This is a genomic window from Paraburkholderia sp. C35 (assembly GCF_003121405.1).
GTDB lineage: Bacteria > Pseudomonadota > Gammaproteobacteria > Burkholderiales > Burkholderiaceae > Paraburkholderia.
In genome coordinates this window covers 1-14655 of record NZ_QBUY01000083.1, presented here as the reverse complement: position 1 = coordinate 14655, position 14655 = coordinate 1, and the positions used below count along the sequence as shown (strand labels likewise).

Annotated in this window: 8 protein-coding genes; 3 read left to right on the top strand and 5 right to left on the bottom strand. The window is 62.8% G+C overall.

Going from position 1 to position 14655, the window contains the following annotated elements; all coding sequences use genetic code 11:
• Positions 1-42: 42 nt before the first annotated feature.
• From folD to fixL, 5 genes are all read right to left on the bottom strand, one after another.
• Entirely contained in the window at positions 43-900 is an 858-nt protein-coding gene (gene folD / locus DK391_RS32610) for a bifunctional methylenetetrahydrofolate dehydrogenase/methenyltetrahydrofolate cyclohydrolase FolD (RefSeq protein ID WP_109482129.1), read from the bottom strand.
• Positions 901-1244: 344 nt separating this feature from the next.
• Positions 1245-2168, bottom strand: coding sequence for a DUF2950 domain-containing protein (locus tag DK391_RS32605; RefSeq protein ID WP_109482128.1), 924 nt, complete (start codon positions 2166-2168; stop codon positions 1245-1247).
• Positions 2169-2247: 79 nt separating this feature from the next.
• Positions 2248-3543 (bottom strand): DUF3300 domain-containing protein, encoded by a 1296-nt coding sequence (locus tag DK391_RS32600; RefSeq protein ID WP_109482146.1) that lies wholly within the window; start codon positions 3541-3543, stop codon positions 2248-2250.
• A 688-nt stretch (positions 3544-4231) separates the two neighbouring features.
• Positions 4232-4876 (bottom strand): oxygen response regulator transcription factor FixJ, encoded by a 645-nt coding sequence (gene fixJ / locus DK391_RS32595; protein ID WP_012400866.1) that lies wholly within the window; start codon positions 4874-4876, stop codon positions 4232-4234.
• On the bottom strand, positions 4873-7389 hold the full coding sequence (gene fixL / locus DK391_RS32590) for an oxygen sensor histidine kinase FixL (protein WP_109482127.1): 2517 nt from the start codon (positions 7387-7389) through the stop codon (positions 4873-4875). Before fixL ends, fixJ begins: the two co-directional genes overlap by 4 nt.
• 287 nt (positions 7390-7676) lie before the next feature.
• On the opposite strand from fixL, the gene aceE reads away from it, so the two are divergent.
• From aceE to lpdA, 3 genes are all read left to right on the top strand, one after another.
• On the top strand, positions 7677-10376 hold the full coding sequence (gene aceE, locus DK391_RS32585) for a pyruvate dehydrogenase (acetyl-transferring), homodimeric type (RefSeq protein ID WP_109482126.1): 2700 nt from the start codon (positions 7677-7679) through the stop codon (positions 10374-10376).
• 82 nt (positions 10377-10458) lie between these two features.
• Positions 10459-12114, top strand: a complete 1656-nt coding sequence (gene aceF, locus DK391_RS32580) for a dihydrolipoyllysine-residue acetyltransferase (protein ID WP_109482125.1) — start codon at positions 10459-10461, stop codon at positions 12112-12114.
• Positions 12115-12379: 265 nt separating this feature from the next.
• Positions 12380-14440 carry a dihydrolipoyl dehydrogenase gene (lpdA, locus tag DK391_RS32575; protein ID WP_109482124.1) on the top strand — a complete coding sequence of 687 codons (2061 nt, stop codon included), beginning with the start codon at positions 12380-12382 and terminating at the stop codon, positions 14438-14440.
• The last annotated feature ends 215 nt before the right edge of the window (positions 14441-14655 follow it).

Sequence of the window (14655 nt, the reverse complement as noted above, 5' to 3'; positions counted from 1 at the left end):
CCCTTCACTTCGGTAAAAGCTTCGGTACGGGCAATAAAACGCTCAGGCGTTGCCCGCTGCGCGCTCGGCCGCTTCGATCGTGTTGACGAGCAGCATCGTGATGGTCATCGGGCCGACGCCGCCCGGCACGGGCGTGATGTAGCCGGCCACTTCCTTCACGTTCGCGAAGTCGACGTCGCCGCACAGCTTGCCGTTCTCGTCGCGGTTCATGCCGACATCGATCACCGTCGCGCCCGGCTTGACCATATCGGCCGCCAGCGTGTTGCGCAGACCCGTAGCCACCACGACAACATCTGCGTTACGCGTGAACGACGCGATATCGCGCGTCTTGCTGTGGCAAATCGTGACGGTGGCATTCGCTTCGAGCAGCAGCATCGCCATCGGCTTGCCGACGATATTCGAGCGGCCGATCACCACGGCGTTCGCACCCTTCAGGTCGATGCCGTGTGCTTCGAACATTTTCATGACGCCATACGGCGTGCACGGGCGGAACAGCGGCTTGCCCGTCATCAGCGCGCCGGCGTTCGCAACGTGAAAGCCATCCACGTCCTTTTCGGGCGCGATGGCTTCGATCACCTTGTGGCTGTCGATGTGCTTCGGCAGCGGCAGTTGCACGAGAATGCCGTTGATCTTCGGATCGCGGTTGAGTGCGTCGATGCGCGCGAGCAGATCGGCTTCCGTCATCGTCGCGGGATAGCGGTCATACGACGAGAAAAGTCCGTTGTCCTCGCAGGCTTTCACCTTGTTGCGGACATAGACTTCGCTCGCCGGATTGTCGCCGACGAGCACGACGGCAAGACCGGGCTGGTGTCCGCGGGCAGTGAGGGCGGCGGCGCGCGTGGCGACGTCGGCGCGCAGGGTCTTGGAAAGGGCGGTGCCGTCGATCAGTTTGGCTGTCATGGTCGGTCGAGAATGGGCGTGTCGGAATGCGGGCGGGGCGGGCAGGCGCGGGGCGTGTGATGACGTTGCCGCGCATGCCATACGTGCTGCTGCGCATGCGTTCGCGGCTCGCCAGAAGCGGGCGCCGCGACAACGCATGAATGGCGCCTGCAGGCAGGAACGGGTCGCATGCCGGAAAGCGCACGGCGCGAAAACCGCGCCGCAGCGAAGTTCGACATTATACCGTTGCGGCAGCGAGCCCGATGGGGCAGGGTGACGCGGCAGGCGATGGCGCGGCCGAGCTACCGTGTCGGCGCACCTCGCAGCAATGTTGCTCTGCCTTCAGCGCAGTCGGGACGCCGCGTTCAAGGCTGGGTTGCCTGCCACGACGAGTCGGGATTGAACGACGTGATCGACGACACAGCACGCGCCGTCTGCGGTCCAAGATTCTTCTCGTAGACCTGGCCGTTCTGGTTCACGATGAAACTCATCACGCCCGTCTTGCCGTAGTCCGCCGGCCACGCGACGAGGCCAAATCCCTTCGACAGCACGCCGTCCTGCACATAGTTCTGCGCGCCGCCTTCGGCATGGGCGCCTTGCGCGGTCAGGATGCGGTAGTGATAGCCGTAGTACGCCTCGCCGGGCGCGATCTGGTGCGGCATCGTCGCGGCGAGCGGCCCGAGCGGGCTTTCCGGTTCGCCGGGCGCGGTTGGCCAGTAGAGGCCGTCCTGCTTGCCGGGCGAACTGATGAATTTCTCAGCGTAATGCTGCATCTGCTTGCGGTAGTCGTTTTGCGCGTCGACGTAGGCGAGCGACGTCTGGATCGCCGAGCGTTCATTGCGGCCGATGCGGCGCGTGAGCATTTCGTCGGTGGCGGCGGGCGTGTCGAACTGCCAGCCGCGCGCGCTCTGCACGATGGGAATCGGCAGCGTCCAGCCGTCGTCGCCGACGGTGAGATGCACGCTCTTGCGCCCTTTGTGCGCGGCCGGATCGTCGACGAAATGATGGCCTTTCGCCCATTGGCCGAGGAATGCGTAGATATCGTCCTCGCCGATATTGGTCGTCGGGATGTAGCGGCCGAAGTTCTTGCCAAGCACTTTTTCCATCGCGGGATGGTCGTTGGTAGCAAGTGCATTGGCAAACGCGTCGGCGGCGGCATCGGGCGTCGGATAGACGGCTTGCGCAGCGGCGGGCTGCGCGACGACGCAGAGCATCGCCGTGGCGAGCGCGGCAACGAGCGGGGCGAGGCGTGCACTGCGGCGTGGTACGCGGGTGGTTGTACTGGTCATGAGTGACTCCTGTCGACCAGAACGGGCGGCAGAGCGCGCGTTCTGGTCCGATCCAAGATAGTTGCTGTCGATGGTGGGTCTATCGGCGATGGAATCCGCCGCCACCACCGTGGCCGCCGCCGAAGCCTCCGCCTCCGCCGCCACGCTGGAAGCCACCGCCACCGCCTGCCTGGCGTCCGCCGCCGCCACTTCCGAAACCACCGCCTGCCTGACGGCCACCGCCGCCGTTGAACTGCTGTCCGCCGCCACCCGCGCCGAGCCGGTCGCCACCGTTTGCGCCGCCGCGGTCGGCAAGCGACTGCCGGCTCGACTGGCCGCGCTGGAAGTCCTGCCGCGAACCGGCGCCGTCGCCCGCGCCGCGCAGTGCGTTATCGCGGTTCAGGTTCTGCGCGCTGTTACGCACGTTGCCGGCGTTCGGGCCGCCGCCCTGATGAATGTTCTGCACGCGCTGACTTGCGTTGCCGCTCAGGTTCTGGCCGGTGCGATTCTGCAAGGTCTGCTGCGCCTGTGCGCGCGACGCATCGCGTCCGCGAAACTGGTCGCGTTGCGCAGCGAGATTGTTGTTGTTGAAGTTCGCGTTGTTGCGATTGAAGTTCGCATTGTTGCGGTTAATGCTCTCGTTGCGATTCCAGTTCGCGGTCGACGTATTCGAGTTGATGCGGTTGTTGACGTTGATATTGTTGTAGCGGTTGACGTTGATGTTGACGTCGTGATTGTTCCAGTTGAAGCCGCCCCACAGCGAATTGGCGACAGCAATGCCGGCGCCGAAGGCCAGCCCCGTCGCGAAGCCGGTCGCGATCGCATAGCCGGGAGGCGGCGGGACATAGACGGGCGGATAGGCAGGGTACGGCCACGTGCCGTAGACGACCGTCGGGTTATAGGTCGGCACATACACGACCTGCGGATTCGCGGGCACGATCTGGATCGTGCTTTGCTCCACGACCACCTTTTGCTGCTCGCTCGATTTCAGATTGCCCGCCGATTGCGCCTGCTTGCGCAGCCGCTGCACCGAATCCATCACGTCGTTCGGTTGGGCGAGGAACGCGTTGCCGAGCTGTTGCACCCAGTCGGGCTTGGAGGCCATCGTCGCGAGCACCTGCGGGAAGGCGACCAGCGATTGCACGCTCGGATCCCACGGCTGCGACGCGACGGCTTTGACGGCATCGTCGCCCTTGTACTGCGTGTTCGCCTTCGACCACGCGGCGGCAGCTTCGACATCCTGCGGAAAAGTGGCCGCCATCAGCACCTGGGCAAGCAGTGCGTCGGGGTAAAGCGCGATCGGCGCGGTGAGGGAATCGAGTTGCTGGCTGGAGACTTTCGCGGGTGTCTGCGCGGCGGTCTCGACGGGCGCGATCACGCCCGCTGCGAGCGGCATGCCTGCCAGCACCGCGCAGACGACCCAGACGCGCGGCCTGTAGGGTCCGTAACGTTTCACGATGAGAACCTCCTTGCTGCGTTGTGTGCGCGTCGGCTGCCGGGCGAGGCCGGCCTGCCGCAGAGCGGTCTTGTGGCAATGGAGCGACGGGCGGACGATGCTGTGTAGCGACTGATAATGGAAGTGGACTGGGTGCGCAAGGGCAATCTGAAGTCGCGGCGTTGTCCGCGGCGAGGGTGCTGCATGCGACGCGCATCGTGGCCGGCGATGCGCCCGTCGCCCGCGCAGTGCTCGCTTTCGGGCATCGGTAACTTTTTCGGTTGATATGGTATGTAAATTAGAAACTGGAGCAGCCGCTGTCAATGCGCGATGTCAAATGCCGATGCTTGCAGGACAAGGCGCAGGCGCGGAATGACGGCGACGTGACGGTTGCCCGTCAGTTGGGAGCGCTAATGAAACGATGCGAAGAACGCAGCCGCAAGTGAAGCGGTCGACAGAGCGGCCCACGTAAGAGAGGAGAGAGGGACTGGATACCGCAAACAGAGAGTGCGGTGTGCGGGACAACGGCTGGCGTCAGCGTTTCCCGGGCCACCCGCACACGAAGCGGCGCGGGCGGCCGGGACAGATCAGCGCACAGGCAAAACGCAGTCATCACATCGTGGCGATGTGATGACTGCGTGATGGCAGCTTACTGCGCCGGTTGCGGCTTGTTAGACAACGCGAGACGCAGCAGATCCGCCACGGTATTCACGTTGAGCTTTTCCATGATGTTCGCACGGTGCGCTTCGACCGTCTTGATGCTGATGCCGAGATCGTCGGCGATCTGCTTGTTCAGGCGGCCCGCGATAATGCGCTCGAGCACCTGATGCTCACGCGCAGTCAGCTTGCCCAGGCGCTCGGCGGCGGCCCGCTGCTGCTGCACGCTGCTGCTTTCACTGCGCGCCTTGTCCAGCATGCGCTCGACCAGCTTGCGCAGTTCGGCTTCGTCGAACGGTTTTTCGATGAAGTCCATCGCGCCTTTTTTCATCGTCGATACGGCCATCGGCACGTCGCCGTGACCCGTTACGAAGATGATGGGGAGCAGCGTGTTGTCGGCGATCAGGCGTTCCTGCAGTTCGAGGCCGCTCATGCCCGACATGCGCACGTCGAGGATCAGGCACGCGATCTGGCCGGGATGCTGATGCGGCTGCCACGCGTCGATGAACTGCTCGGCGCTGGAGAAGCACTGCACCCGGTAGCCGTTCGCCTCCAGCAGCCAGCGCAGCGAATCTCGCACCGCTTCATCGTCATCGACGACAAACACGGTTTCCTGTGTGGTAACTGGGGTGTTCATAGCTCTCCCGTAACGGTTTGTGGTGTCGGCGCCTCGGACCCGCCGTTGCTCGGGCCGTCAGGCTCTCCAATAGGCAGACTGCAATGGAAAGTGGCGCCCGTGATGTGGCCGTCGGATTCGACGTTGTTGACCACCCACAGGCGTCCGCGATGCGATTCGATGATCGAACGGCAAATGTTCAGCCCCATGCCCATGCCATCGGACTTGGTGCTGTAAAACGGTTCAAAGAGACGCTCGGCCGTCGCTTCGTCGACGCCCGGCCCCTGATCGACGACGCTGATGCACACGAAGCCCGAATCGAGCTTCACGACCACGCGGATGACAGGATCGACGGCATTGGGATGCGCGTCGTGCATCGCTTCCGCGGCGTTCTTCAGCAGGTTCACCAGTACCTGCTCGATCAGCACCGGGTCGACGTAGATCACGGGCAGGCGCGAGCGCATGTCCGTCACGATGCGAATGCGGCGCTTGCGGGCTTCGAGCTCGGCGAGGCCAACAGCGTCGGCGACGATGTCGGCGACGCGGGTAGCCTGGCGTTTGGGTTCGCTGCGTTTCACGAATTCGCGGATGCGCTTGATGATCATGCCGGCCCGCACAGCCTGTTGCGCTGTCTTCTCAAGAACAGGTAACAGGTTGTCAGGAGTTGTCCGACCAGATTTAACCAGCGCCACGGTTCCAGAGCAATAGTTATTGATGGCCGCGAGAGGCTGGTTTAGTTCGTGAGCCAGCGACGACGCCATTTCGCCCATCGTCATCAGGCGGCTGGTGAACTGCAGTTTCTCGTCCTGCTGGCGCGCGAGTTCCTGCGCCTGCTTGCGGGTGGTGATGTCGGTCGCGATCTGCATCTGCGCGAGATGGCCGTCCACCCACTGAATGTACTGGCGACGCACTTCGAACCACTTCTGGATGCCTTGCACGTAGACTTCCTGCGCATCGGCGGAGCCTTCCGTCAGTGCCGTGGCGGGCAGGCCGGCGAACGCGTCGACCATATCGATCGAATCCGACGACGCCGCCGAACTGTCGAAACCGCCGCCGCCGGCCAGTTCCAGATGGCCGTCCGGACGGATGCCGAACAGGTGGCGGTAGTAGCGGTTGGCAAACAACAATTCGGCTTCGTCGGCGGCGAGCACGGACACGGCGGCGTCGAGGCTTTCGAGCACGGTCGTGAAGCGCTCGTGCGCGGCGGCGAGTTCTTCACGCGCGCGCTTCGGCTCGGTGATGTCCGTCATCGACGACATCCAGCCCGTCTGACGGCCCGAACTGTCGATCAGCGGCGATACATACAGGCGTGCATGGAACAGCGAGCCGTCCTTGCGGCGCACGCGCAACTCGAAACCGGAAGAGGGCGCCTTGCCACGCAGCGTCATGTCGAGCTGGCGCTGCATCTCCGGATACGAATCGCGCGGCCAGTACGGGAACGGCGCGTTCTTGCCGACGAGATCGCTTTCGTCCCAGCCCGTCATCCGGCAGAACGCCGGGTTCACGTGGGTGATGCGGCCATGCATGTCGAGCACGCGCATGCCGATCAGCACGGAGTTTTCCATCGCCCGGCGGAAGAACGCTTCGGCGTACAGCGCCTGTTGCGCCTCGAAGCGCTGGCGCGTGTGCTTCCACAGACTCCACAAACTCCACAGCACGAAACACGACAGACCCGCGACCAGCCACACGAGCGTGTTGTTCGTGAAGTTGGTCATCTGCGGATACGCGTACACGCGTACCGATACGCCTTGCCCCGGCGGATCGAGCGGCAGATCGTAATACGCGTCGCGCGGCAGGCGCGGGCGCGTCGAGGTGGTCGCCAGTTCGCGGTTGTTGATGTCGATGATCGAGATCTTGTACTTCGCGGACAGCTCCGGCGGAATGTCGCGCTTCAGAATGCCTTCGATCGAAAACACCGCCGCGATCGTGCCGAGAAAGTCGCGGTCGCGATAAACGGGGGTTTGCAGCGTGATATAGCCATTGCCGACGTCGTCATACATCAGCGGCGAGTAGACCTGGCGGCGCGTGTTCTTCGCTTCCGTGAACGCGGCCTTGACGGCTTCGTCCATCTGCTGGTCGTTGGGTTTGGCGAGGCGCTGGCCCAGGATGGGCAGTTCGTTGTTTGGCCAGCGCGGTTGCTGCGCGCTGGTGTACCAGTTCATGTAGAGGATCTCGGGATGCCCCTGCATGATGTCGGCCGTCGACACCTGGAAGGAATGCGGATCGGCGCGGCCCGAGATGAGATCGCGCGCCAGCGCCTGGAGTTGCTCCTGCGCGCCCGTCATGGACAGGCGGATCTGCTGCTGCGCCCACGCGACGTTGCGGTAAAGGGTGTCTTCCTGCTGCTGCTGTTCGCGCCGGTTCAGGCTCCACAGGATCAGGCTCATCACCACGAGGAAGACGAGGATCGACAGCAGCGGCGTCAGCAAATAGGAATTCGACCACCACGGTCCGTGGTGCCAGCGGGACGGCGACGAATCCGCCGACTGTCCGGCAGAACGCGCCGAGCGTGCGAAAAGCCGATCGGTCAACATGGCTGGCATTGTAGCGCAGCGGCTGACACGTAAATGCCGCAAAAAAGCGATGAAACTCACGCAATTCGGCGCAAACTAGCCGACGTACTTGCTGATGGGCAGTCAAACCAGGGTGCGCCGCAGCAATTTTCCGCATTATGAGAAACACTCTCGTAATCTGAAAATTTTCTTGCGCAGGCAATGCGGGCCTTATTACAATCGGCCGGAAGCTGCCGCGGCCGATGTTCGTCCTCGACGTTTGTCCGCGTCGCCTGTTCACAGAGCGTTCCCATATCCAGGAGACGAGCATGTCCGCTGTACCTGACGAAGTCCTGAAATACGTCGCCAACGCAAAAGACGACAACGACCCGCAAGAAACGGCCGAATGGCTCGACGCGCTAGATGGCGTGATTTCTGCTGTCGGACCCGACCGCGCTCACTACCTCATCGAAAAGCAGATCGAATTCGCCCGCGTGCATGGCGAGCATCTGCCTTTCTCGGCTAACACCCCGTACATCAACACGATCCCCGTTGCGAATCAGGCGAAGATTCCCGGCGACCAGGACATCGAGCACCGCATCCGTACGTACACGCGCTGGAACGCGATGGCGATGGTGCTGCGTGCCGGCAAGGAAACCAACGTCGGTGGCCACATCGCTTCGTTCGCGTCGGCTGCGACGCTGTACGACGTCGGCTTCAACCACTTCTGGCATGCACCGTCGCCCGAACACGGCGGCGACCTCGTGTTCGTGCAGGGCCATTCGTCGCCGGGTGTGTACTCGCGCGCGTTCCTGCTCGGCCGCCTGACGGACAAGCAACTCGACAACTTCCGCCAGGAAGTGGGCGGCGAGGGCATCTCGTCGTATCCGCACCCGTGGCTGATGCCGGACTTCTGGCAATTCCCGACGGTGTCGATGGGCCTCGGCCCGATCATGGCGATCTACCAGGCGCGCTTCATGAAGTACCTGCACGCGCGCGGTATCGCGAAGACCACGGGCCGCAAGGTCTGGGCCTTCCTCGGCGACGGCGAAACGGATGAACCGGAATCGCTCGGCGCGATCGGCATGGCCGGCCGCGAACGCCTCGACAACCTCGTGTTCGTCATCAACTGCAATCTGCAGCGTCTGGACGGCCCGGTGCGCGGCAACGGCAAGATCATCCAGGAACTGGAAAGCGAATTCCGCGGCGCAGGCTGGAACGTCATCAAGGTCATCTGGGGCAGCCGCTGGGATGCCCTCTTCGCACGCGACAAGTCGGGCGCGCTGATGCGCCGGATGATGGAAGTCGTCGACGGCGAATATCAGACGTACAAGTCGGAATCGGGCGCGTATGTTCGCGAGCACTTCTTCAACACGCCGGAACTGAAGGCGCTGGTGTCCGACTGGTCGGACGAAGACGTGTGGAACCTGAACCGCGGCGGCCACGATCCGCACAAGATCTACGCAGCGTTCAAGGAAGCCACGCAAGCCAAGGGCCAGCCGACCGTCATCCTCGCGAAGACGATCAAGGGCTACGGCATGGGCGAAGCCGGTCAGGCAATGAACATCACCCACCAGCAGAAGAAGATGCAGGTGGAAGCGCTCAAGCATTTCCGCGACCAGTTCCGCCTGCCGGTTTCCGACGAGGAAATCGCGCACGTGCCGTATCTGACCTTCGAAGAAGGCTCGAAGGAACTCGAATACATGCGCGCCCGCCGTCAGGAACTCGGCGGCTATCTGCCGGCGCGCCGCCAGAAGGCGGAATCGCTGCCCGTTCCGGCGCTCGACGCATTCGAGCCGCTGTTGAAGGGCACGGGTGAAGGCCGTGAAATTTCGACGACGATGGCGTTCGTCCGTATCCTCAACATCCTGTTGAAGGACAAGGCGATCGGCAAGCGCGTCGTCCCCATCGTGCCGGACGAATCGCGTACGTTCGGTATGGAAGGTCTGTTCCGTCAGATCGGTATCTGGAATCAGGACGGCCAGAAGTACGTGCCGGAAGATTCCGACCAGCTGATGTTCTACCGTGAATCGGAAACCGGCCAGATCCTGCAGGAAGGCATCAACGAAGCAGGCGGCATGTCGGACTGGATCGCAGCGGCGACGTCGTACTCGACGCACGGCGAGATCATGATCCCGTTCTACATCTTCTACTCGATGTTCGGCATGCAGCGTATCGGCGACCTGGTGTGGGCCGCCGGCGACATGCGTTCGCGTGGCTTCCTGCTGGGCGGTACGGCAGGCCGCACGACGCTGAACGGCGAAGGCCTGCAGCACGAAGACGGCCACTCGCTGCTGTGGGCGGCGTCGGTTCCGAACTGCATCAGCTATGACCCGACGTTCGGTTACGAACTCGCCGTCATCATGCAGGACGGCATGCGCCGCATGGTGCAGGATCAGGAAGACGTGTTCTATTACATCACGGTGATGAACGAGAACTACGAGCACCCGGCTATTCCGCAGGGCGAGCACGTGGCGAAGGACATCATCAAGGGCATGTACGCGTTCCGCAAGGGCGCCGACAACGCCAAGGCACCGCGCGTGCAGCTGATGGGCGCGGGCACGATCTTCAACGAAGTGATCGCCGCCGCCGACCTGCTGAAGAACGACTGGGGCGTCGAAGCCGATCTGTGGAGCGTGCCGAGCTTCACGGAACTGGCCCGCGAAGGTCACGAAGTGCAGCGTCAGAACCTGCTGAACCCGCTCGCAGACAAGAAGCTCTCGCACGTCGAGACGCTGCTGAAGGACGCGAAGGGCCCCGTGCTCGCCTCGACCGACTACGTTCGTGCGCTGGTCGACCAGATCCGCGCGTTCGTGCCGCAACGCTTCGTCGTGCTGGGTACGGACGGCTTCGGCCGCTCGGACACGCGCGAAAAGCTGCGTCACTTCTTCGAAGTCGACCGCTACTGGACCACGGTTGCTGCGCTGAGCGCACTGGCCGATGAGGGTACGATTGAGCGCAAGGTCGTGGCCGACGCGCTGAAGAAGTACAACCTCGATCCGTCCAACCCCAACCCGATGACCGTCTAAGGCATCGACCCGCGAGCCCCAATGCGCACTTCGCCGCCCGAAGCGGGCGGCGAAGTGCGCGCGGCCCTGGAGACAGAAAACAATGAGCCAAGCGATCGAAGTCAAGGTGCCGGACATCGGCGATTACAAGGACATTCCTGTAATCGAGGTGCTGGTCAAGGCGGGTGACACCGTCACGAAAGAGCAGTCGCTCGTCACGCTGGAATCCGACAAGGCGACGATGGATGTGCCGAGCCCGGCGTCGGGTACGGTCAAGGAAGTGAAGGTCAAGCTTGGCGATACGGTGTCGGAAGGCACGCTGATCGTGCTGCTCGACGGCGAAGGCGGCGGTGCTGCGAAGGGTAATGGTGCTGCTGCGCCTGCCCCGGCAGCGGCGCCCGCACCGGCTGCTGCTCCCGCGCCTGCTGCGAAGAGCGGCGGCGGGGTGCAGGAAGTGAAGGTGCCGGATATCGGCGACTATAAGGATGTGCCTGTCATCGAAGTGTCGGTGAAGGTTGGCGATCGCGTCGAGAAGGAACAGTCGCTCGTCACGCTCGAATCCGACAAGGCAACGATGGACGTGCCGAGCCCGGCAGCGGGCGTCGTCAAGGAAATCAAGGTCAAGGTCGGCGACAACGTGTCGGAAGGCACGCTGATCGTGGTGCTCGAAGGCGAGGGCGGCGGTGCTGCGGCTGCGCCTGCTCCGGCACCCGCTGCTGCAAAGCAGGAAGAGAAGCCGTCGGATGCGCCCGCGACGCCGTCGCCCGCTCCCGCGCAACCGTCCGCGCTCGCACAGGCACCCGTCATTCCGGCAGGCGAAGGCGGCGCACATCGCGCGAGCCACGCGTCGCCGTCGGTGCGCAAGTTTGCGCGTGAACTGGGTGTCGATGTGTCGCGCGTGCAAGGCACGGGTCCGAAGGGCCGCATTACGCAGGACGACGTCACCGCGTTCGTCAAGGGCGTGATGACGGGCCAGCGTGGCGCGCCTGCTGCTGCCGCTGCACCGGCTGGCGCTGGTGGTGGCGAACTCGGCCTGCTGCCGTGGCCGAAGATCGACTTCACGAAGTTCGGCCCGGTCGATCCGAAGCCGCTGTCGCGTATCAAGAAGATTTCGGGCGCGAATCTGCACCGCAACTGGGTGATGATCCCGCACGTCACGAACAACGACGAAGCGGATATCACCGAGCTGGAAGAACTGCGCGTCAAGCTGAACAAGGAAAACGAGAAGGCGGGCGTGAAGTTCACGATGCTCGCGTTCGTGATCAAGGCAGTCGTGGCGGCGCTGAAGAAATTTCCGACGTTCAACGCGAGCCTCGATGGCGACAACCTCGTGTTCAAGCAGTACTACAACGTGGGTTTTGCTGCCGATACGCCGAACGGTCTGGTCGTGCCCGTGATCCGCGATGCGGACAAGAAGGGTCTCGTCGATATCGCGAAGGAAATGGCCGAGCTGTCGAAGCTCGCGCGCGAAGGCAAGCTCAAGCCCGACCAGATGCAGGGCGGCTGCATGTCGATTTCTTCGCTGGGCGGGATTGGCGGCACGCATTTCACGCCGATCATCAATGCGCCTGAAGTCGCGATTCTCGGTCTGTCGCGTGGTTATCAGAAGCCTGTGTGGGACGGCAAGCAGTTCGTGCCGCGTCTGACGCTGCCGATGTCGCTGTCGTATGACCATCGCGTGATCGATGGTGCGGAAGCGGCGCGCTTCAATGCGTATCTCGGGTCGATTCTTGCCGATTTCCGGCGTGTGATTCTTTGATTGTTGAGCTTGAGTCGCGCGGCGAGGTGTGAGTTTTTTGTGGTTGCTCATGCCTTGCCGTTGAACCTGTTTTGTCGTCGCGCTTCATGCGTCGCCCCTGTGCGGGGCGGCACCTACTTTTCTTTGTCTTGCAAAGAAAAGTAGGCAAAAGAAAGCCGCGTCCTTGGCGGACAGCATTAAGTCTGCGTTTATGTGTCGCGGTTTTCGAGGCGAAGGTTCTTCGCGACTCATCTTTCAACACGGTCAATAAGAGAAGGGGACACTAATGAGTCTCGTCGAAGTGAAGGTGCCGGACATCGGCGATTTCAAGGACGTCGATGTCATCGAAGTCAATATCAAGCCGGGCGATTCGATCGAACTCGAGCAGTCGCTGCTGACGCTCGAAACCGATAAGGCGTCGATGGAAGTGCCGAGCGAAGCGGTCGGTACGGTCAAGGAAGTCCGCGTCAAGTCGGGCGACAAGGTCTCGCAAGGCACCGTGATCGCCATCGTCGAAACGGCAGGCGAAGCCAAAGCCGCTAAAGAACCTGAGAAAGCTGCGCCTGCAGCCGCACCCGCTGCCGCGCCGGCCGCAAGCGGCGGCAGCGTGCAGGAAATCAAAGTCCCCGATATCGGCGACTATAAAGACGTGCCCGTCATCGAAGTGTCGGTGAAGGTCGGCGATCGCGTCGAGAAGGAACAGTCGCTCGTCACGCTCGAATCCGATAAGGCGACCATGGATGTGCCGAGCCCGGCAGCCGGTGTCGTCAAGGAAATCAAGGTGAAGGTCGGCGATAACGTGTCGGAAGGCACCGTGATCGTGTTGCTCGAAGGGGAAGGCGCAGCCGCTGCGCCGGCTCCGAAGGCCGCACCGGCGCCCGCGCCCGCTGCGGCTTCGACGCCTGCGCCGCAAGCCGGCAGCTACTCCGGTTCCGCCGATATCGAATGCGACATGCTCGTGCTTGGCGCGGGTCCTGGCGGCTATTCGGCGGCATTCCGTTCAGCTGACCTCGGCATGAAGACGGTGCTGGTCGAGCGCTACTCGACGCTCGGCGGCGTGTGTCTGAACGTGGGTTGTATTCCGTCGAAGGCGCTGCTGCACACGGCGCTCGTGATCGACGAAGCGGCTGCGCTCGGTTCGCACGGCATCTCGTTCGGCAAGCCGCAGATCGATCTCGACAAGCTGCGCGACTTCAAGTCGGGCGTCGTCAAGAAGCTGACGGGCGGTCTCGCCGGTATGGCGAAGGCACGCAAGGTCGAAGTGGTCACGGGTGTCGGCACGTTTGTCGATCCGTATCACATGGAAGTGCATGGCGAGAACGGCAAGAAGGTCGTCAAGTTCAAGCAGGCGATCATCGCGGCGGGTTCGCAGGCCGTGAAGCTGCCGTTCATCCCCGAAGATCCCCGTGTGGTCGATTCGACGGGCGCGCTGGAGCTGCGTCAGTTGCCCAAGCGCATGCTGGTGATTGGCGGCGGCATTATCGGCCTGGAAATGGCGACGGTGTACGCGACGCTCGGCGCGCAGATCGACGTGGTCGAAATGCTCGATGGTCTGATGGCCGGCGCGGACCGCGATCTCGTCAAGGTCTGGGAGAAGTTCAACAGCAAGCGTTTCACCAACGTGATGCTGAAGACCAAGACGACGGCAGCGGAAGCGAAGCCGGCCGGCATCTATGTGACGTTCGAAGGCGAGAAGGCCCCGGCCGAGCCGCAACGCTACGACCTCGTGCTGGTTGCCGTGGGCCGCAGCCCGAACGGCAAGAAGATCGGCGCGGACAAGGCGGGCGTGGCGGTGACGGATCGCGGCTTCATCGAAGTCGACAAGCAGATGCGCACCAACGTGCCGCACATCTTCGCGATCGGCGACATCGTGGGTCAGCCGATGCTGGCGCACAAGGCCGTGCACGAAGGCCATGTGGCAGCGGAAGCGGCGCATGGTGAGAAGGCGTACTTCGACGCGCTGCAGATTCCGTCGGTGGCTTACACCGATCCGGAAGTGGCCTGGGCGGGCAAGACGGAAGAGCAGTGCAAGGCCGAAGGCATCAAGTACGGCAAGGCAGTGTTCCCGTGGGCGGCTTCAGGTCGTGCTATCGCGAATGGCCGCGACGAGGGCTTTACGAAGCTGATCTTCGATGAAGAGACGCATCGCGTGATTGGTGGCGGGATTGTGGGTCTGAATGCCGGCGATCTGATCAGCGAAGTGTGTCTCGCTGTGGAGATGGGCGCTGACGCGACGGATATTGGCAAGACGATTCATCCGCATCCGACGCTTGGGGAATCTGTTGGCATGGCTGCCGAGCTGTATGAAGGTGTTTGTACGGATTTGCCGCCGCAGAAGAAGAAGTAACTCTTCGGTTTTGGAGGCTTTTGGGCTGCCTTGCTGATGGGGATGGCGTGCTCTTTTTTGCGAAGAGGGCGCCGTTTTTTTTGGATTTTTCTTATTCTGGCATTCGCTGGTTGAGCTCTCGCTGGCGTCCGCTCTTTTTTAGTGGTCTGCTAGTGTTGCCCCTGTGCGGGGCGGCACCTACTTTTCTTTGCCGCCGCAAAGAAAAGTAGGCAAAA